The 19,276-nt window shown below is 35.9% G+C and carries 18 protein-coding genes; 12 read left to right on the top strand and 6 right to left on the bottom strand.

Translation table 11 applies throughout. The annotated features are described in order from the left end of the window. Nucleotides 1-15 precede the first annotated feature (15 nt). From QUH73_RS10315 to QUH73_RS10290, 6 genes are read left to right on the top strand one after another with little or no spacing between them, the layout of a single operon-like run. On the top strand, nt 16-876 hold the full coding sequence (locus QUH73_RS10315) for a glycerophosphoryl diester phosphodiesterase membrane domain-containing protein (RefSeq protein WP_289530358.1): 861 nt from the start codon (nt 16-18) through the stop codon (nt 874-876). Next, entirely contained in the window at nt 869-1,615 is a 747-nt protein-coding gene (locus tag QUH73_RS10310) for a DUF4129 domain-containing protein (RefSeq protein WP_289530357.1), read from the top strand. The genes QUH73_RS10315 and QUH73_RS10310 overlap by 8 nt, the downstream gene beginning before the upstream one ends. Beyond that, nucleotides 1,612-2,802, top strand: a complete 1,191-nt coding sequence (locus tag QUH73_RS10305) for a DUF4350 domain-containing protein (protein ID WP_289530356.1) — start codon at nt 1,612-1,614, stop codon at nt 2,800-2,802. The genes QUH73_RS10310 and QUH73_RS10305 overlap by 4 nt, the downstream gene beginning before the upstream one ends. 13 nt (nt 2,803-2,815) lie before the next feature. After that, complete coding sequence (locus QUH73_RS10300) at nt 2,816-3,796, top strand: AAA family ATPase (RefSeq protein WP_289530355.1); 981 nt, start codon at nt 2,816-2,818, stop codon at nt 3,794-3,796. Between the two features lie 49 nt (nt 3,797-3,845). Then, nucleotides 3,846-5,177 carry a DUF58 domain-containing protein gene (locus QUH73_RS10295; protein WP_289530354.1) on the top strand — a complete coding sequence of 444 codons (1,332 nt, stop codon included), beginning with the start codon at nt 3,846-3,848 and terminating at the stop codon, nt 5,175-5,177. A 44-nt stretch (nt 5,178-5,221) separates the two neighbouring features. Continuing rightward, nucleotides 5,222-5,800: a peptidylprolyl isomerase gene (locus QUH73_RS10290; RefSeq protein ID WP_289530353.1), complete on the top strand. Its 579-nt coding sequence runs from the start codon at nt 5,222-5,224 to the stop codon at nt 5,798-5,800. A 2-nt stretch (nt 5,801-5,802) separates the two neighbouring features. Here the strand turns inward: QUH73_RS10290 and QUH73_RS10285 are convergent, their stop codons facing one another. Then, nucleotides 5,803-6,492: an HAD family hydrolase gene (locus QUH73_RS10285; protein WP_289530352.1), complete on the bottom strand. Its 690-nt coding sequence runs from the start codon at nt 6,490-6,492 to the stop codon at nt 5,803-5,805. A gap of 185 nt (nt 6,493-6,677) precedes the next feature. Between QUH73_RS10285 and QUH73_RS10280 the strand changes: the two genes are divergently transcribed. After that, a complete protein-coding gene (locus tag QUH73_RS10280; RefSeq protein ID WP_289530351.1) occupies nt 6,678-7,055 on the top strand; it encodes a DUF7670 domain-containing protein in 378 nt (125 codons plus the stop codon). A gap of 15 nt (nt 7,056-7,070) precedes the next feature. Here the strand turns inward: QUH73_RS10280 and QUH73_RS10275 are convergent, their stop codons facing one another. Together QUH73_RS10275 and QUH73_RS10270 are read right to left on the bottom strand one after the other, a co-directional pair. Further along, entirely contained in the window at nt 7,071-8,033 is a 963-nt protein-coding gene (locus QUH73_RS10275) for a metallophosphoesterase (RefSeq protein ID WP_289530350.1), read from the bottom strand. A gap of 74 nt (nt 8,034-8,107) precedes the next feature. Continuing rightward, nucleotides 8,108-9,580, bottom strand: coding sequence for an aminotransferase class V-fold PLP-dependent enzyme (locus QUH73_RS10270; RefSeq protein WP_289530349.1), 1,473 nt, complete (start codon nt 9,578-9,580; stop codon nt 8,108-8,110). Between the two features lie 320 nt (nt 9,581-9,900). On the opposite strand from QUH73_RS10270, the gene QUH73_RS10265 reads away from it, so the two are divergent. The 3 genes from QUH73_RS10265 to QUH73_RS10255 all read left to right on the top strand — a co-directional run bounded on the left by QUH73_RS10265 (nt 9,901) and on the right by QUH73_RS10255 (nt 14,697). Then, nucleotides 9,901-11,802: an AMP-dependent synthetase/ligase gene (locus QUH73_RS10265; RefSeq protein ID WP_289530348.1), complete on the top strand. Its 1,902-nt coding sequence runs from the start codon at nt 9,901-9,903 to the stop codon at nt 11,800-11,802. Between the two features lie 88 nt (nt 11,803-11,890). Next, nucleotides 11,891-13,420, top strand: coding sequence for an alkaline phosphatase (locus QUH73_RS10260; protein WP_289530347.1), 1,530 nt, complete (start codon nt 11,891-11,893; stop codon nt 13,418-13,420). 134 nt (nt 13,421-13,554) lie between these two features. Then, nucleotides 13,555-14,697, top strand: a complete 1,143-nt coding sequence (locus QUH73_RS10255; RefSeq protein WP_289530346.1) for a YibE/F family protein — start codon at nt 13,555-13,557, stop codon at nt 14,695-14,697. 21 nt (nt 14,698-14,718) lie between these two features. On the opposite strand, the gene QUH73_RS10250 is transcribed toward QUH73_RS10255, so the two are convergent. After that, complete coding sequence (locus QUH73_RS10250; RefSeq protein ID WP_289530345.1) at nt 14,719-15,018, bottom strand: two-CW domain-containing protein; 300 nt, start codon at nt 15,016-15,018, stop codon at nt 14,719-14,721. A gap of 392 nt (nt 15,019-15,410) precedes the next feature. On the opposite strand from QUH73_RS10250, the gene QUH73_RS10245 reads away from it, so the two are divergent. After that, a complete protein-coding gene (locus QUH73_RS10245) occupies nt 15,411-16,532 on the top strand; it encodes a hypothetical protein (protein WP_289530344.1) in 1,122 nt (373 codons plus the stop codon). A 75-nt stretch (nt 16,533-16,607) separates the two neighbouring features. Here QUH73_RS10245 and QUH73_RS10240 read toward each other — a convergent pair whose 3' ends face one another. Continuing rightward, a complete protein-coding gene (locus tag QUH73_RS10240; RefSeq protein WP_289530343.1) occupies nt 16,608-17,411 on the bottom strand; it encodes a Cof-type HAD-IIB family hydrolase in 804 nt (267 codons plus the stop codon). Nucleotides 17,412-17,813: 402 nt separating this feature from the next. Here QUH73_RS10240 and QUH73_RS10235 point away from each other — a divergent pair, with 402 nt between their 5' ends. Continuing rightward, a complete protein-coding gene (locus QUH73_RS10235) occupies nt 17,814-18,059 on the top strand; it encodes a hypothetical protein (protein WP_289530342.1) in 246 nt (81 codons plus the stop codon). Between the two features lie 92 nt (nt 18,060-18,151). Here the strand turns inward: QUH73_RS10235 and QUH73_RS10230 are convergent, their stop codons facing one another. Next, nucleotides 18,152-19,105 (bottom strand): CorA family divalent cation transporter, encoded by a 954-nt coding sequence (locus tag QUH73_RS10230; protein WP_289530341.1) that lies wholly within the window; start codon nt 19,103-19,105, stop codon nt 18,152-18,154. Nucleotides 19,106-19,276: the final 171 nt, after the last annotated feature.

Raw genomic sequence — 19,276 nt, 5'->3', positions numbered from 1 at the left:
TCTAATCTTAAAAAAATGATTGATAATAATTTTAAATTCGAAAAAAACCGTGATTTCGGGGAACTATTCAACGACACATTTCTTTTTATTAAGTACAATTTTAAAAATTTACTAATGGGAATGATCTATTTCGTTATCCCTTTTGCATTATTACAAGGAATAGCACTAGGTGTGTATCAATATGAAGCACTTTCAACTCTTTCATTAGAGCCGTCATCAAATCCGTTTGCTGCAATGGAAGGAGCAATGAGTTCAATGCTAATCACCTATCTGTTTACCATGATTACTTATACGTTTTCTATGGCATTTGTATTTCAATACATCAAATTATACAAAGCATCAGAAAATAATGAAGTGGAATTAAAACAAGTTTGGAAATCAATGCTTGGTGTTGCTCCAAAAATTTTCCTTTCAATGTTTGTTATTGGATTTCTCTCAGGTCTTGGTTTTATATTCTTACTAATTCCGGGTATTTATTTAATGATTTGTTTTAGTCTGGTTATTCCAATTATTATTTTTCAAGGTGATTCACTTAGCGAAGCTCTAAGTTCTTGTTTTTCATTAATTAAAAATAACTGGTGGCAAACATTTGGATTTTTACTAGTCCTAGGTTTGATAGCTGGAGCATTACAATTTGTATTTCAAATACCTACCACTATTTATCAAGGAATGGCAGGTTTTCATATGGTGCAAAATGGAGCTTCATCAGCAAGTCAAAGTTTAAGCATTCTATTTTCTATTATCCAAGCAATGGGAGCATGCTTTATGCAAGTAATTCCATTTATAGGAATTGGAATTCTTTATTTTAGTCTGGTTGAGCAAAAACAAAATCCTGCATTACTAAAAGAATTGGAAAGCGTTGGCGCGAATGAGTAAAAAAACACTTACAATCCTAATTATTGGCTGGTTTCAACTATTTATTGGAACCAGCCAAATTTTAGCACAGGAAACTTTCCGCCCGGATACCATCGTTACTGATATCGGACAAGTTCAATTGTGGGAAAAATCCATTCCGAAAGAACACATTGATAATTACCGTAAACAGAGCGATTTCAATTACGATTTTACCGATGTAAAACAAGAAAGTTTATGGGATCGTTTCACTCAGTGGATCAGAAATTGGTTAAATTTCATGATTAAAGGGCTGGGAGTTATTTGGTTCCTGAGATATCTCATTCTTGCTGTACTTATTATCATTCTTATTGCGCTGATTTACAAAAGCAAATTTACCGGCTTGTTCCGTTCCCACCAGGAAATTACATCTCTGGAGTTTAGTGAAACTGTGAACCCGACAAAAATTAATTGGGAGCAAAAAATTAATGAAGCATTTCTTCAACAAGAGTATCGTTTGGCTTTGCGTTATCATTTTTTATCTCTGTTAAAAAGTTTAAGTCAGCACAATTTAATAAGCTGGAAATCGGAAAAAACCAATTACGATTACATCCGGGAAATAAAACAGGATAAAATAAAAGCTGATTTTATTGAATTAAGCGAATTGTATGAAGCCGTTTGGTATGGCGACTTCCCAATAACCAAACAAGATTACGACCAAATTAATAAAGAATTTGGCCGATTGAATCTTATTCTCCCGCAAGTAAAAGAATTCGCATCATGAGACTAAATATCCCCAAAAACGCACTTCCCGTAATTGGAATTCTAATCATTCTTATATTGATGGAACTTTTCGCGCCTCAGCCAATCGACTGGACAAAAAGTTTTAATGAGGATGACAAACGTCCGTTTGGTTGTTTTCTGCTAAAGGAATTAATCCAGAACGATTTATTTCCTGATCAGGAATTTAAAATCAGCAGTAATGCCATCTTCAACTATCCGGAGACTGATAGTCTCTCAACAAAAAAGAATTACATTTTTGTTACCAATGATTTTTCTCCTCAGGAATGGGAAATCAATACAATAATGGATTTGGCTAAAAATGGAAATCAAATATTCATTGCAAGTTCAAATTTAGGAAAAGCCTTTTCAGATTCTTTGCATGTACACATCGAAAGCGATATTCAGTTTTCCGAATTAGTGGCAGTAAAGAAAAAATCTCAAAATTTGGAAAACCCAGTTTTACAAGGAAAATCGAAGTTTGAATACCCAAAAGCATTCGACAATTCAACAATAGCCAAATTTAATAAGGACAGTGCAGTTGTTCTGGGACGCGATCATCAAAGGAAAATTCAGTTGGTGAAAATTTCCTATGGAGAAGGCAACTTCTTCATTAGCTGTCAGCCATTAGCCTTTACCAATTACAATGTTGTACAAAATGAGAATGCAAATTATATTGCAGGAGCATTCAGCTATTTACCTCCCAATCCGATAGTTTGGGATGAATATTACAAACCTCTTAGAGCTTTGCGATCCACAAGCCCAATCATTTTCCTGCTTTCGAGTCCTCCATTAAAAATGGCCTACTACATTTTGCTCGCCTGCTTACTACTGGTTCTTATTTTTCAAGGCAAACGTCAGCAAAGAATGATTCCTGTTCTAAAACCATTGCCCAATACCTCTCTTGAGTTCATTAAAACGATGGGGCGATTGTATTACAACCGCAAAAATCACAAAGACATTGCTTTAAAAAAAATTAAATACCTGAAAGAATTTTGTAAAAGCCGCTATCATATCAATTTAACTATTGATACTTTAAATGAAGTGAGTAAGCGTTCGGGGATTTCTTTAAAAACTCTTGAAATCCTTTTTAATCTGGCAGACAAAATATCTAATTCTCAAAATATATCACAGGAGACACTGGAAGACTTACACTCAAAAGTGGAATACATTTATAAATCCGGCAAATAAAATAAACCCTACAATGGAAAATAAAGTGCAATTTAAAAACCGCATAGATTTGCAAGAGCTTAATCATCTGATTGGCCAAATTAAATATGAAATTAAAAAAGTAATCATCGGTCAGGAGAAGAATATCGATCTGCTATTGGTAGGATTATTTGCTAAAGGCCACGTTTTAATTGAAGGAGTTCCAGGAATTGCAAAAACTCTTTCAGCTAAACTGCTTGCCAAATCAATTTCCTCCGGTTTTTCGCGTATTCAATTTACTCCGGATTTGATGCCCTCCGATGTTTTGGGAACTACCATATTCAACGTAAGCACATCAAAATTTGAGTTTAACAAAGGTCCGATCTTCTCAAATATTATCTTGATTGATGAGATTAACCGTGCTCCGGCAAAAACCCAATCGGCACTTTTCGAGGTGATGGAAGAAGCTCAGATTAGTATCGATGGAACCACACATAACATGGAACAGCCATTTTGGGTAATTGCAACACAAAACCCTATTGAGCAAGAAGGAACTTACCGTTTGCCAGAAGCACAATTGGATCGTTTTCTCATGAAAATAGAATTCACATATCCTGATGAACAGGAGGAACTTGAAATTCTATCGACAAAAAATGCGAGAAAAGGTAAAAATGAAACATTTGAAATAACTGAAGTATTGAATTCAGAACAAATTAATATGTTGCGTCAGCAGATTCTGGAGATACACATTGATGAGAACCTTCAGAAGTATATTGTTCAAATTGTTCAAAGCACAAGAAATCACCCTGGAATTATTCTGGGAGCTTCGCCAAGAGCATCAGTTGCAGTAATGATGGCAGCAAAAGCTCTTTCGGCTATAAGAGGCAGAGATTTTGTTACTCCGGATGATATTAAAGAGGTAGTAATTCCTGCCCTGCATCACAGACTAATATTGACTCCTGAAAAGGAAATGGAAGGTGTGCTTCCAAAACAAATTATTGCGCAAATTATGGAAGGAATTGAAATTCCACGATAGTGAATCCGAACGAATCGGTTCAGAAAAAAATCAATATTCCCAAATACTAATGAAATTCATTAAATCAATATATCTAAAACCGAATTTTTACTGGATACTGGTAATTGTGGCTGTAATTTCCATCCTCGGGCATTTTATTCCATTCCTATTTCCGGTGGCCCGACTACTTTTACTTTTGTTTTTGGTATGTCTGGCTTTGGATATTTTCATTCTCTACCAAAATAAAAATGGAATTACTGCATCTCGAAAATGTCCGGAGAAACTATCAAACGGAGATGAGAATACCATTTCAATACTCGTAGAAAATAATTATTCGGTATCTACACAAATAGATATTATTGATGAATTGCCGGTTCAGTTTCAAAAAAGAGATTTTCTTTATTCTTTTCAACTAAAATCGGGCAAAGAAAAGCAAATTAATTACGAAGTAAGACCCACTGCAAGAGGTGGATATCATTTTGGTTTTTTGAATGTTTTTGCCGCTTCTTTTTTTGGACTTATCAAAAGAAGATATAAAATAGAGGCCGAACAGATGCTTCCCTGCTATCCGTCGTTCATGCAAATGCGTCAATACGAGTTATTGGCAATTTCGAACCGCTTGAACGATTATGGTGTGAAGCGAATACGACGAATCGGGCACCAAATGGAATTCGATCAAATTCGGGAGTATGTAAAAGGTGATGATTACAGAACCATTAACTGGAAAGCTACTGCCCGTAAATCGCAAATAATGGTGAATCAGTATCAGGATGAAAAATCACAACCTGTTTACTGTCTTATCGATACCGGCCGATCGATGAAAATGCCCTTTGATGGTTTAACTCTTCTTGATTATGCAATCAATACAAGTTTGGTAATTTCAAATACTGCTGTAATAAAACATGACAAAGCCGGAGTAATTTGTTTTGGGAAAAATATCAACGCTCACATTCCTGCTGATGGAAGAAGAACTCAGATAAGGAAAATAATGGAGGTTCTCTACAACCAGAAAACCAATTATCCCGAACCAAATTATGAATTATTACACAATTCTGCCCGACGCTTACTTAGAAACAGAAGCTTACTAATTCTCTTCACCAACTTTGAAAGTCTTGATTCAATGAAACGTCAACTACCCTATTTACAGGGGTTGGCAAAAGATCATTTGTTAATGCTTGTGTTTTTTACAAATACAGAAATCAAGGAAATCACTAAAAAAACCGCCAAAAGCATAGAGGATATATATATTAAAACCATCGGCGAAAAATTTATTTACGACAAAAAATTAATCGTAAAAGAATTGGAAAAATATGGAATTCATGCGATATTGAGCAATCCTAAAGATTTAACTATAAATACACTCAACAAATATCTCGAATTTAAGTCAAGAGGATTGATCTAAATAGATTATTCAATTGAGATATTGATATGAGAAAAACGCGAATCATGAAACACATTTATCTTCTTCTTGTATCTGTTATAATACTTGCAGACTTTGCGAGCGCTCAAAATCCTAAAGTTGAAATTACGACGACACTAGGAACAATCGAATTGGAAATTTTCAAAGATAAAGCCCCCATCACAGCCAATTACTTTTTGGAAAATGTGAACAACAATGTTTTTCAGAATGCTTTCTTTTACCGTGTGGTTAGAATGGATAACCAACCTAATAATGATATTAAAATTGAAGTTATTCAAGGCGGATTGTTCTTCGATTCTATTGTAGATCAGAAGCCGACAATTGCACATGAAACAACAAAAGAAACCGGCATTTTACATACCGATGGTGTTATTTCGATGGCAAGAAATCAGCCGGGTTCAGCCTCAACAGAATTTTTTATTTGTATCGGCGATCAACCCAATTTAGATTTTGAAGGAATGCGTAATCCGGACGGACAAGGTTTTGCTGCATTTGGCAAAGTGATCAAAGGAATGGACGTTGTCAAATTAATTCAACAACAAAAAGATGATGAACAAATGTTGGTTGAACGAATCGATATTTTATCAATAACCAGAATACAGTAGACTTATACTAGCTGAAGTAATTCCCGGATGTTTTGAATCTCACTTACTCCAACATTTTGTAATTCTTCATCACTCACCAATTCGTGTTCCCAGGTTGTATGAAATGGAACATGAACCGCTTTTCCTCCCAAATTAAGTACTGGAAGAATATCCGATTTTAAGGAATTCCCAACCATTAAAAACTCATTTGCAGGAATATCAAGATGTTGAATCAACTTTTTATAGTCATCTTCCCTTTTATCACTCATCACCTCGATATGATGAAAATATTTTAGCAATCCTGATTTTTTCAATTTCCTTTCCTGATCGAGTAAATCGCCTTTGGTAGCAACAATCAACCTGTATTTTCCCTGCAGGCTTTCCAGCACCTCAACAACACCATCCAATAATTCAATGGACTTATTCATCTGCTGTTTACCCAATTCAATAATTGCCTGAATTTTTTCGGAACTAATATTTCCTTTTGTGATTTTCAAACTTGTTTCTATCATTGATAAAATAAAAGCCTTTGTCCCATATCCATACAGAGGAATATTGCCAATCTCCGTTGCAAATAATTCTTCGGTGACCTCCTCAAGGCTCATTCCATTTTTCATCAGATTACAAAACTCCATTTCAGATTCTCTGAAATAGGGTTCATTCACCCAAAGAGTATCGTCTGCATCAAATGCAATCACTTTTATTCCATTCATGTTATTTTTTTATTAGAGCAAAGCTGCAAAAAGACATTAAGAATACAAAAACTGAATTGCAAAAACGAACAAAATAATTGCAAAACAATTCCAAACCCTACCACCAACTCATAACCAATTAAATTTGATTCTATTTTAGTATTTCCGTAATTTGAAAATGCATATTTTCGAAAAGCACATAACCTATGGAAAAACGTATGTTATTTCAAGATCATCCATCGCAATTTTATCTTGTTGCAGCCAGAGTTATCGGATTCCTGACTACAGGTGTCTTCATGCTATTTCTGGTGCCTGAATTTATTGCCCTATTAAGTAACGAAACAGCCAACAATGAAGGTTGGATATTACTCTTTTATCTTCTTTCGATTGCCTATGGCTGTAGCTTTCTAATCTCTTTCTGGAAAGTTGGACCGGGTGGTTTGCTACTTGTAATCAGCAGCATTTTAATCACACTTTATGCATTTATCGATTCCAATAGTTGGGTGGTTTTACTTCTGTTTCTTCCTCTTTCCTTCTCAGGGATTTTATTTCTGATTGATTGGAGAAAAAACAAAAACAGCTAGAAAGAAATATCCCGGCTACTTTACCAAGGATTTCTTAACTTTTTTCACCGAAACGATATTCTTCTGATTCAATGGAAGAGTATTATCCCAGCGATAGGCAACAAAAACACCGTCGTTAGCAATACAGCCATCCACGCAGCACAAATTATTACGAACAACACCTGCTTTATCTCCCAAACAATAATGTCCGAAAAATACAGGATGTTCATCTTCGGAGTAAAGTGGAATATCAAAGTAAAGTTGAGATGGAATGGTGTATTGGGGCAAGTGAAATCTGTTTCCAAATGAAATCTCATCAAAACTTTTCCCATTCATTGGCTCCCACCATTTAATCCGATAAGCTGAACGTTTAAAACCATAATCATCCTTCAGCACCAAATTATCAGGAAATGCAAACTCTCTCCCTTTTAACAAAAGCATGGCGGCATCAAATACTTTGCCTCTTTCAAAATTTATTTTTCGTAAAAACTCCTTGCTCAAACAATTTTCCGGGTTTTCCTTTTTCAGAAGTTCAATAGCTTCCTGATCCCAGCAGGCATGAACAACACGAAATCCATCCAACTCTAAATACAAAGGCAAAGACCGTAACCATTTCAAATAAGATTTTCGTTTCGCCTTATCTAATTTGAACTCTTCGTAGGTTTTTTTAATTTGAGTTTTGTTCTTCAGGTTATGCCCTTTTAAAAACAAACCATCATTATCTTTGGTATAAAAAGTAAGTACATTCAGTTCGTGATTTCCTACTATAGCAAAGGCATTACCGGCAGTAACCATTTCCCGGATAATTCTGAGTGTCTCAAAAATATGAGGCCCCCGATCCACATAATCTCCAACAAAAATGGCTTTTCTTTCAGGATGAAAATATCCTTCCTTCCCTTCAATATAATCAAGACTAAGCAACATATGTTTCAATGTTGCGGCCTCTCCATGAATATCTCCAATAATATCGTACACGCTAAAATCTTTATTTTTATTCAAATCAAAAATATAAAAAAATCCTGAAAACAAATTCTCAGGATTAAAATCATATCTATAAAGAAAAGGCAGATTTCTTAGAATTTGAATAAATCATTAACAACAATCTTTTTCCTGGCTTTTTGATCGCCACTGTAGAAAAACTCATTTGTTTTGCGGTTGTAAGAATAATCATTTTTCCAGTCTTCGAAATTCTCAACAATTTTCTCCAAACTATTAATAAAAAACAAGACCTCTTTATTCGTTGTTGTAGGATGCAGTGACCAACGTACCCATCCTGGTTTGTGGGTTAAATCGCCTGATGTAATTTCACTTGTGATCGCATCAGACTGCTCCTGACTCACCTCCAACAGATAATGTCCATAGGTTCCTGCGCAGGCGCAACCGCCGCGTACTTGAATACCAAAACGGTCATTCAACAGCTTCACCAAAAGGTTGTAGTGAATGTACTCAACGTAAAAAGACAATATCCCCAAACGCGATTTGACATTCTCGGCAAGTACATGTACGTCTTTTACTGCTTTTAAACGGTCGAATGCCAAATTGAGGAGCTCTTCTTCTCTTTCAGCAATATTTTTAGTTCCCATCTGATTTTTCACTTCAATTGCCAGAGCAATTCGAATCGACTGCAGAAATCCAGGTGTTCCGCCATCTTCACGGGCTTCAATACTATCAACATATTTGTATTTCCCCCATGGATTGGTCCAATCTACTGTTCCTCCGCCCGGATTATCGGGAACCTCATTTTTGTATAGCTTCGAATCGAAAATCATTACTCCGGAAGAACCCGGACCTCCTAAAAACTTATGGGGAGAGAAGAAAATCCCATCCAATTTTTCCAGTTCATCTTCAGGATGCATGTTAATATCAACGTAAGGTGCTGAAGCTGCAAAATCAATAAAACAAATTCCACCAAATTCGTGCATTAATTTAGCCATTTGATGGAATGGAGTTGCTATACCGGTTACATTCGAGCAGGCCGTAAAGGATCCGATTTTCATTTTACGTTCCTTGTATTTTTCCAACTGATTTCTCAACTCGTTCAGATCAATAGTTAAATCTTTTCCCGGAGGAATCACAACTACATCAACATTGGTTTCGTACCATGAAGTTTGATTGGAGTGATGCTCCATATGAGTAATAAACACAACTGGCTTTTCTCTTTCTTTCTGACAAGCGTGTCGTCCTAAAATTCCACAACCTTTCAAACCTAAAATCCTCTGCAGCTTATTAATAACCGCAGTCATTCCAAAACCAGCATGAATAATTACATCATCAGAATCTGCATTTACATGCTTTTTAATCAACTCCTGAGCCCGATGATAGGATTGAGTCATTAAAGTACCTGTTTCGTTCGTTTCGGTATGCGTGTTTGCAACATACGGACCAAATTCTTCCGCTATTTTCTTTTCGATGGGTGCATATAAGCGACCGCTTGCAATCCAATCGCCGTAAATAATTTTTTGCTTTCCGAATGGGGAATAAAAACGGGCATCGTGACCGATCGTATTTTTACGAAACTTTTTAAAATATTTTTCCAGATTACTCATTTAGTTTAGGTTTATGTATGTTGTTGTTTGTGTCGTAATTTATTAATTATCCTTTCTTTAAAGACAACTAAAACCCACTTTTGGGTGAAAAGATTCAGAAAAAACATTTATTAATTTCATTCAATAAAACGAGCGGGAAATTAGATATTCTTCACACGAAAATCAAGGAGTTTTTGCAGGTTTTTAGCTATTTACATATTAAAATAGCTACACTAAAATACATTCACAATTTTTTAATACGCGCAACTTGTTTAAAACGGGCTAATCAGCTATTTTTGAAACTCGTTAAAATCAAGAGCATTCTTACAATATAGAAGTAAATGAAAACTATCATACAACTCTTTGAGAACAGTGTTAATCTGTTTGGTAAAAATCCTTTCCTGTGGGAGAAAACCACTTCAGAGTATCAATCTGTTAGTTACCAATCTCTATACGAAGAAGTTCAGCTATTTGCAGCCGGCTTGTTTTCTTTAGGGATTCAAAAAGCAGATCGAATCGGGCTTCTTTCTGAAGGGAGAAATGCATGGGTGCTCTCCGAGCTTGGAATTTTATTTGCCGGTGCGGTAAATGTTCCTTTATCGGTAAAGTTAGATGCTCAAAACGAACTTAAATTTCGATTGAATCATTCGGAAGCTCGTATTGTTGTTGTTTCAAACAATCATCTCGAAAAAATCAGATCGATTAAAGACCAATTAGAAAATATTGAAACTATAATTGTTCTTGATGAAAATATTGAGCTTCAAGAGAAGGAAATTTCACTTTCTCAACTACTGAAAATGGGTGAAGAGTTATCTGAAAATGATAAATCCAAACTTAAAGAGATTCAAAAAAACATTGTGGCAGATGATGATGCAAACATTTCCTACACTTCCGGAACCACTGCCGATCCGAAAGGAATAATTCTCACACACAACAACTACGCGAGTAATGTGTATCAGGCATCGAACCTGATGGAAATTCCTGCCAGCTTTAAAACCTTATTGATACTCCCTTGGGATCATTCATTTGCGCACACAGCCGGAATTTACAGCTTTATGCTAAAAGGTGCTTCGATTGCTGCTGTTCAGCAAGGTAAATCGCCTATGGAGGCCTTAAAGAATATCCCCAATAATATCAAAGAAATTAAGCCCGACATTATTTTAAGTGTTCCTGCTCTCGCTAAAAATTTTAAAAAAAATATCGAAAAAGGAATTAAAGCCAAAGGCCCTAAGGCCGAGAAACTTTTTAATAAGGCTCTTGAAGTAGCCTACAAATACAATGATGCCGGCTGGAATAAAGGAAAAGGAACACGTATGTTTCTAAAGCCCTTGTACATGTTCTATGACAAAATACTTTTCTCAAAAGTGAGAGAGAATTTTGGCGGCAACTTAAAATTCTTTGTCGGCGGAGGTGCTCTTCTTGACATTGAACTGCAACGCTTCTTTTACGCTATTGGAATTCCAATGTATCAAGGTTATGGATTATCGGAAGCTTCGCCAATTATTTCTTCCAATGCCCACCATAATCATAAATTAGGATCATCGGGATTCATTGTGCCCAATATGGATTTAAAAATCTGCGACGACAATGGAAACCCGGTTTCTGTAGGAAAAAAAGGCGAAATTGTGATCAAAGGCGGCAATGTAATGAAAGGCTACTGGAAAAACGATAAAGCCTCTGCTGAAACTCTTCGTGATGGTTGGTTGCATACCGGCGATATGGGCTATATAGATCAGGATGGATTTCTTTATGTCCTGGGTCGTTTCAAATCTCTTTTGATTGCCAATGATGGTGAAAAATTTAGCCCCGAAGGAATTGAAGAAGCATTTGTGGATCAATCACCACTGCTGGATCAGTGTTTACTTTATAACAATCAGAATCCTTATACCATTGCTCTGGTAGTTCCCAACAAAGGGGCTGTTCTGGCTCGATTAAAACCGCTCCATCTTACTCTGGAATCGGAAGAAGGACAAACAGCAGCTTTGGAATTAATACAAAACGAGCTAAATGAGTATCGTCCGGGAGGAAAACACGAAGATATGTTTCCTCATCGATGGTTACCAACAGCAATTGGAATTTTACCGGAAGCTTTTACCGAAGAAAATAAGTTACTAAACTCTACCATGAAAGTGGTTCGCGACAGAGTAATTGGCTTTTTTAAAGAATATGTTGATTTTCTTTATACACCGGAAGGAAAAGACATATTTAATTCCAGAAACAAAGAGAACCTCAGGAATCTATAGAACAACACAATTAAGGTTAAATTAACTATTTAAACTCATTACGAATAATATTTAATTAGTAGATTTGGGAAAATTTAAACAAAATAAAATGTTACACACCGAGATAAAATTGAAACAGATTCTTGCCATTGCATTGTTGCTGATTTCCTTTAACAGCATTGCTCAACCCAGCGAAAGAGATGCCTATAAAGGCAAAGCACCGAAATACATCTTTTATTTTATTGGTGATGGTATGGGCTTATCGCAAACCAACGCAGCAGAAGCCTATTTGGGATCTTTAGAAAACAGCAACGGGATTAAAAAATTGCAGTTAAGCACTCTTCCTAACCAAGGATTTTATACCACCTACGCACTCAACCGATTCATTACAGGTTCAGCTGCAGCAGGTACTGCGTTGGCTACCGGACATAAAACTACAATTAATACCATTTCGATGGATGCACAAAGATTGCATCCTTTAAAAACCATTGCCGAAATGGCAAAAGATAAAGGCTATAAAGTTGGAATTGTATCGTCGGTTTCTATCGATCATGCTACACCGGCAACTTTCTATGCTCATCAGCCTACCCGCAACATGTACTATAAAATCAGCCTGGATTTAAGTAAAAGTGATTTCAATTATTTTGCTGGTGGTGGATTTAAACATCCTGAAGGAGATGGAAAAACTACAGAAGAAAGTTCCCTGTCGAATTTTGGAATGGGAGCCACTGAAGATATTGAAAATAAAGAACCTAACTCCATGAAAGTTGCTGAATCGAGAGGATATACTTTTGTAAATACGATTCAGGATTTTAAAAAGCTAAAAAAAGGAGATGATAAAATTATTGCTGTTGCCCCCAAATTAGCCGCAGGTTCTGCCCTTCCCTATTCAATAGATCAGAAAAACGGAGCGGATATTTCATTGGCCGATTTTACTGAAAAAGGCATTCAGCTTTTAGATAACAGCAATGGCTTTTTCATGATGGTTGAAGGGGGAAAAATTGACTGGGCAAGTCATGCCAACGATGCTGCTTCGGTAATAAAAGAAGTACTGCAATTCGATAAAGCTGTGGCAACAGCGATGGAATTTTATAATAAACATCCGGAAGAAACATTAATTCTTGTTTGCGGCGATCATGAAACAGGAGGTTTGGCATTGGGATTTGCCGGCAGTCATTACGACTCGTCTTTTAATTTACTTCAATACCAAAATATATCTTACGAGGCATTTTCAGATAAATTAGCTTTGTACAAACAAGAACATATCGGTAATTACAGCGTTGCAGATGGTTTGGAACTGGTAAAAGAACATTTTGGTTTGGGCGATGCATCAAAAGGCCTTCAATTATCACCATTTGAAATGCAACAATTGAAAGATGCCTTTGAAAAAAGCATGACTTATGCTGATGAGATGACAAAAAATGATCAGTTTTATTTGCTATACGGAAGTTACGATCCATTTACTGTAACTGCTTGTCATATTCTATCACACAAAGCAGGTATTGGCTGGACATCTTATTCTCACACGGCTTCACCAATACCTATTCGCTCGATTGGTCCTGGAGCAAGTTTATTTACAGGCTTTTTTGACAATACCGACATTCCTAAAAACCTGATGAAACTAATTGAAAACAAATAAATCTGAAATAGATATAAAACGCCCTGCAGGTAAGCAGGGCGTTTTTTTTATCAAGTCAAAAAATCGGGAAGAGTCTTTGACTATTTGACCTTTCGATCATTCAAGACTTTCAACTTTTCAATACCTTTACAACTATGTTCAAATTCCAGCTTCCTCAAAAATCAGATCTTATATTGGTTGGTTTGCTTCTGATTTTAAGTACTGTTATACTATATCTTCCCACAGGATTTTCTGAAAATGATTATAAAAATTCAGAACGTGTGAAAGCCTTGGTTTTAGCAACCGATAATTCCCTTGTTGTAGAAACCGGAATTTTAAAAACCGGATCACAAACCGTGCAGATTAAAATTTTAACTGGAAAATTTAAAGGAAAAGAAATAACTGCCTTTAATCAGTTAATAGGGAGAATGGAATTCGATAAATATTTTTTTCCCGGAGATAAAACTCTCACAGTTCTTAATTTTAATCAGGATAAATCTGAAATAATCAGCGCCAATGTTATAGATCATTATAGAATTAATCTGGAAGCTTTCCTGCTTGGATTATTTGTTCTTTTCCTGGTTTCCTTTGCAGGATGGACAGGTGTAAAGGCAATGCTTTCGTTTCTGTTTGCCGGAATCACCATTTGGAAATTACTCTTGCCTGGCTTGCTTAAAGGTTATGCTCCTATCCCGCTTTCGTTGGGTATCGTTGCTTTACTTACCTCTGTAATCATCTTTTTGGTGGCCGGCACCAATAAAAAAGGATTGGTTGCCTTTTTCGGTGCCATGAGTGGTATTGCCATTACTTGTTTTATGGCCATAGTCTTTGGAAAACTATTCAATATTCATGGTGCCATTAAACCATTCTCTGAAACCTTGCTCTATTCGGGTTATTCTTACCTAAACTTAACGGAAATTTTCCTTGCCGGAATTTTCATTTCCTCTTCGGGTGCAGTAATGGATATTGCTATGGATATTGCCGCTTCGCAAGCTGAGGTGTACCAACAACACAAAAGTATTACAGCCAAACAATTGCGCCAATCAGGTTTCTCGGTAGGAAAAGCCGTAGTGGGTACAATGACTACCACACTCCTTCTTGCATACTCCGGCGGATTTTCAGCTCTGCTTATGGTATTTATTGCACAGGGAACGCCTATGGTTAACATTCTAAACCTGAACTACGTTTCAGGCGAAATACTACACACTTTGGTAGGTAGTTTCGGATTGGTACTGGTAGCTCCTTTCACAGCAATTATTGGTGCCTGGGTGTTTACCCGAAAAAAAAGTGAAGAATAATTTCTTCACTTCACAGTGTGATTATTTTTCCCTTTTTAACTTTTTGGGCATTAATATAAAATCCCGACCTTCCTCCTCGTTTACTTGTTTCAAAAACTTGCAGTTAACACAATTTGCCAATTTTTGAGCGTAAGTACCTGCAACATTTCCATCGCAACAAGTGCCTGCGATTACCCAACAAAATCGCCCGCTATCTTTTCCTCCATTAACACCATCAAAATTGTTCGGTAATGCTGCCGGACAAACCCCACACTTAACAGAATTTACACCATTCAGTTCCCTTCCACATTTCGGAATTTCCCAACAGTTATTTTTACCCATAACAAACAATCGATTTTAACATATATACCTACTAATTACGCAAATTTTAACTATTTGTTTCATCTTAATCCTTTGCCTGATTGCAGGTTTAACTATTTAAAATCGTTCTGAAAATCCATAAAAAGGCTATTCTTTTATTAAAACTCATGTAGCAAGCAACTTAAATAAATATTATCTTTCGGATGCAACACGATTCAATTCGTAACATCACTAAATTTACATACTCCACAATTTATGGGCAAACTGCATTAGCTTTACCCATTCTAAATATGATCTTACTGAACAATCTCTGGTCTGCATTTAGTCATAAATCCTTACTTTTGATTCTCAGCTAATCCATTAGAGAAAGGAGTATCATCCTATGAAGCTGAATTCGCCTAACATTCCATATTATGAGTATTCTAATTACAGACGTTCAAAATCAAAGACAACGAAAAGCATTCGTTAACTTTCCATTTAAATTGTATAAAGATCATAAATTTTGGGTACCTCCTTTTAAAGCCGGCGAACTGGAACTTTTACAACCCGAAAAGAATCCTGCTTTTGATTTTTGCAAGGCTAAATTTTGGCTGGCTTACGAAAATGGAAAAATCGTAGGACGAATTGGTGCCATTGTAAACCATTTGTGTATCGAAAAACAAGGTGAGAAAATTGGCCGAATAACCCGAATGGAATTTGTTGACAACCATGAAGTCTCAGAAAAACTTTTTGCAGTGGCTGAAGAGTGGCTGAAAAGTGAAGGTATGGTTGGAGTGAGCGGCCCTCTGGGATTTTCGAACTTAGATCATGCCGGATTGTTGATTGAAGGCCATGAATGGCTTCCTTCCATGGCTTCCGATTATCATTTTGCCTACTATCAAAATCATTTCGAAAGATTGGCCTATGAGAAAGAAATTGATTGGTTGGAATTCAGAATCAGTCTGCCGGAAGAAACGCCGGAAAAAGCAAGCCGGGTTGCCGAACTAATCAAAAAAAGATATGGTTTGCAAACCGTAAACTTCACAACAAAAAAAGAGCTGGAACCCTACAAAGAAAAAATATTTAAGGTTTTTAATGATGCCTTCTCCGATTTGTTTGGCTCTATTAAACTACCCGAAAAGTTGATCCGTTTCTACATTTCAAAATACTTTCCCATTCTGAATCCCCGATACGTTAAAATCATCTTAAACAAAGAAGATAAATTGGTTGGATTCATTATTGCTTTGCCTTCCTTATCGAAAGCCCTGCAAAAAGCCAAGGGCAAGCTTTTGCCTTTCGGATGGTGGCATCTGAAAAAGGCACTCGAACACCCTACCGAAATGGACTTGATGCTGACTGGTGTAGATCACGATTGCCAAAAACTGGGATTTGTATCCATATTGATGAATGAATTGCTAAAAACATCAAACAGCGATGGGCTTAAATTTGCCGAAACAACCGGAATGCTTGAGAACAATCATGTGGCCATTCAGCTTTGGAAATCATTCGATCATATTCAGCACAAACGGAAACGCTGCTACCGCAAAATGCTTTAATGCCATTTAATCAGCCAATAAGTAGTTTTATAAATCATTGAGAATCTGACTCTAAGTCGGATTCTCAAACAATATTTAGTTTAGAATGTATTTCTCAACCACTTCGGCAACACCATGATTGTTGTTCGAGGCAACAATAACATCGGCACAGCTCCTAAGTTCTGGTAATACATTGTCTACCCAAACGCCCAGGCCGGCATATTCCACCATACTTAAATCATTGCCGGCATTTCCTACGGCAATAATCTCATCCTGACGGATTCCTAATTTCTCAGCCAAGCGGGCAACACTTGCCGCCTTATCAATTCCTTTTGCCATCACCTCTAAAAAGAAAGGTTTCGATATTGCAACACTCGTGTCCGGTTTTTCCTGTTTCAATTTTACCTCCACGGTTTTTAAATATTCAGGATCCTCCAATAGAATGCATTTCACGCCCGGTTCGGTTACAGCAGTCTTAAAACAATCTACCTTATTAAATTTCATCTGCGTAAGCTGAACTTCTATATCAATATATTTCGAAGAAGTTTCGCTAATGATGCTGTCTGCTGTATAAGTAACAATATCCACATGATTGGCCAGAGAAAAATCATGCAAAGCATGAATTTGCTCTTTACTTAAGCTCTGTTCGAAAATGCTTTTTTGCAGCCTAAGATCAGTAATAATTGCCCCGTTGTAAGAGATTATAAACGATCCGTATTTTTCCAAATCGAGCTCTTTGGCATAACGAAGCATGGCTGGTGTTGGTCGGCCCGAGGCCAAAACAACATAAACCCCTTTCTCCTGCGCTTTCATCAGCATCTCTTTGTTTCTATCTGATATGCTGTAATCGTCGCACAAAAGCGTATCGTCCAAATCGAGGACTAACATTTTATATTGCATCTAATTATCATTTATTTTTAGTTACCAGATGAAACTCCTGCTTGTGTTAAGCCCGATATCGGTGATGTTTCATCTCTCACTGTATTCATTTATCTCCTTCTCACAAGTCTTTCCTCTTCACCATAAAATGATTTCCAATCAGAGATCTTTCCTTTAAAGTAATTTGGGTGGGAATTTTTCTTTTCCTGCCTAACGAACAATGCGTTAGTCTTTCAATTTTCAGTGTGCAAAAATAAAAACAATTATCGAATTCTCACAATGCGTATTATTAATTCATTCTTAAAATTGAACTTAACCCATCGGTATTACGAATACTGATGGCTTTTGCTTTTATTCTTACAAATTGTCTTTAAATAATATTCACTAAATTCGTGGCCATACTACTTATAAAAACAATAACTAATGAATAATTTATCTGCACTAAACAAGCAATCGAGCAAGCAAGACGTTTTGGACGAACTTGTACAATTATTTACGCCTTATGCCCGCAATCTTTTAGGCTCTGGAGCCGATTTTAGTTACATGAACATGTATGCTGATAATTTTCGTGATCAGTTACTAGATCAGACCAGTCTTACAGAATATGATGTTTATACGATTTTAAACGAAGCTTGTGATCTTAGCTGGAGAAATCAGGTAAAGCAATAAAAAAAAACGAAGCTGGAGGCTTCGCTTTGGGTAAGAATATATGTTGCTGTTGAACTTCTTCAATTTTTATAAATCCTAAGTTCGATATGATCTTAAAACCATTTCTTTCTTTTAAAATAGATTAATGGAATGATAAAACTCAGAACTAAAACCAGAACAGTAATTGGATATCCAAAAGCCCAATCCAGTTCAGGCATGTATTTAAAATTCATTCCATATATACCTGCAAGTAAAGTAGGCAGTGATATGCATACAGTAATGATGGTTAGTATTTTAAAAATCTGATTTTGTTCTAATTCTATCTTCGAATTTATATTCCCATTCAGGTCATCCAATCGATTAAAATTGTATTGTAAATAATCTGCTATTACTCTAAGATCATTTAATTCCTCACTAATTTTATTGAATGTATTGTCCTTTTTTTTAAAGCTCTTTTTTAAAAGAAGAAGAATCCTTTGAAACTCGGAAAGGGATTCCCGAATAAGAAGATTATTGAACCTTAATTCGGCAATGTAATCCAAGTCTTTTTCCTTGAATTGTTTCGTTTTTAGAATATTTTGGAAAAGGTCTCTTATTTTTTTTGAAATCAGCTCGACAATATCAGCATAGTAATCGGAAATTACCCCTATTTGAAAGATGAAAAGTTGATGATAGGTGTCAATTTTTGTGTTCTCAAAATTATAAATAGATTGTGTTAATTGATTCAAGCTCTCTTCTATATCGGGTGAAAGAAATGTAAATACAATTTCGTTTTTAATCAGAATGTAAATGTCTTTTTCCTCAAAAAAATCACTGGACGAATAGCTTGGAATCGTAAAGTTTAAAGACAACTGGTCAGGTGAATCAATATAATGGGAACTTATTTCGATATCCTCTTTTTTACTGAAAGAAGTTAAATCAAGATCAAACTTTTCAGAAATCAGTTCCAAATCTGAATTCATAAAATCAATAAACCGGATACTGAATATATTGTCTGGTAAATAATCAATTTCACCAATCGATTTATATTTCTGTATCTCATTATTCTTGTAATAGATCTCAATCATATTCTCTTATTTATAGTACAGCCAACAGTAATTTGTATAAAACCCTAAATCAATTGCAATCAAGATAAACTTTTTTTTTGAGTCTGATTGTCTTGCAGAAATTTATTGGGTACTTAAAAACAGATATTGAACCACGCTAAAAGCAAGACAAGTTTAACTGTGCTGGTGTTT

This window comes from Labilibaculum sp. K2S (assembly GCF_030372765.1).
Taxonomy (GTDB): Bacteria; Bacteroidota; Bacteroidia; order Bacteroidales; family Marinifilaceae; genus Labilibaculum.
Note: the sequence above shows the minus strand (reverse complement) of the source record. Positions and strands in the feature narration are given on the sequence as shown.

Coding starts and splice junctions, on each gene's coding strand:
- QUH73_RS10295 (WP_289530354.1), top strand. CDS start 3,846: ATGAAATTCATTAAATCAATATATCTAAAACCGAATTTTTACTGGATA.
- QUH73_RS10245 (WP_289530344.1), top strand. CDS start 15,411: ATGAGTATTCTAATTACAGACGTTCAAAATCAAAGACAACGAAAAGCA.
- QUH73_RS10230 (WP_289530341.1), bottom strand. CDS start 19,105: ATGATTGAGATCTATTACAAGAATAATGAGATACAGAAATATAAATCG.
- QUH73_RS10315 (WP_289530358.1), top strand. CDS start 16: ATGATTGATAATAATTTTAAATTCGAAAAAAACCGTGATTTCGGGGAA.
- QUH73_RS10255 (WP_289530346.1), top strand. CDS start 13,555: ATGTTCAAATTCCAGCTTCCTCAAAAATCAGATCTTATATTGGTTGGT.
- QUH73_RS10310 (WP_289530357.1), top strand. CDS start 869: ATGAGTAAAAAAACACTTACAATCCTAATTATTGGCTGGTTTCAACTA.
- QUH73_RS10290 (WP_289530353.1), top strand. CDS start 5,222: ATGAAACACATTTATCTTCTTCTTGTATCTGTTATAATACTTGCAGAC.
- QUH73_RS10280 (WP_289530351.1), top strand. CDS start 6,678: ATGGAAAAACGTATGTTATTTCAAGATCATCCATCGCAATTTTATCTT.
- QUH73_RS10270 (WP_289530349.1), bottom strand. CDS start 9,580: ATGAGTAATCTGGAAAAATATTTTAAAAAGTTTCGTAAAAATACGATC.
- QUH73_RS10250 (WP_289530345.1), bottom strand. CDS start 15,018: ATGGGTAAAAATAACTGTTGGGAAATTCCGAAATGTGGAAGGGAACTG.
- QUH73_RS10265 (WP_289530348.1), top strand. CDS start 9,901: ATGAAAACTATCATACAACTCTTTGAGAACAGTGTTAATCTGTTTGGT.
- QUH73_RS10285 (WP_289530352.1), bottom strand. CDS start 6,492: ATGAATGGAATAAAAGTGATTGCATTTGATGCAGACGATACTCTTTGG.
- QUH73_RS10305 (WP_289530356.1), top strand. CDS start 1,612: ATGAGACTAAATATCCCCAAAAACGCACTTCCCGTAATTGGAATTCTA.
- QUH73_RS10300 (WP_289530355.1), top strand. CDS start 2,816: ATGGAAAATAAAGTGCAATTTAAAAACCGCATAGATTTGCAAGAGCTT.
- QUH73_RS10260 (WP_289530347.1), top strand. CDS start 11,891: ATGTTACACACCGAGATAAAATTGAAACAGATTCTTGCCATTGCATTG.
- QUH73_RS10235 (WP_289530342.1), top strand. CDS start 17,814: ATGAATAATTTATCTGCACTAAACAAGCAATCGAGCAAGCAAGACGTT.
- QUH73_RS10240 (WP_289530343.1), bottom strand. CDS start 17,411: ATGCAATATAAAATGTTAGTCCTCGATTTGGACGATACGCTTTTGTGC.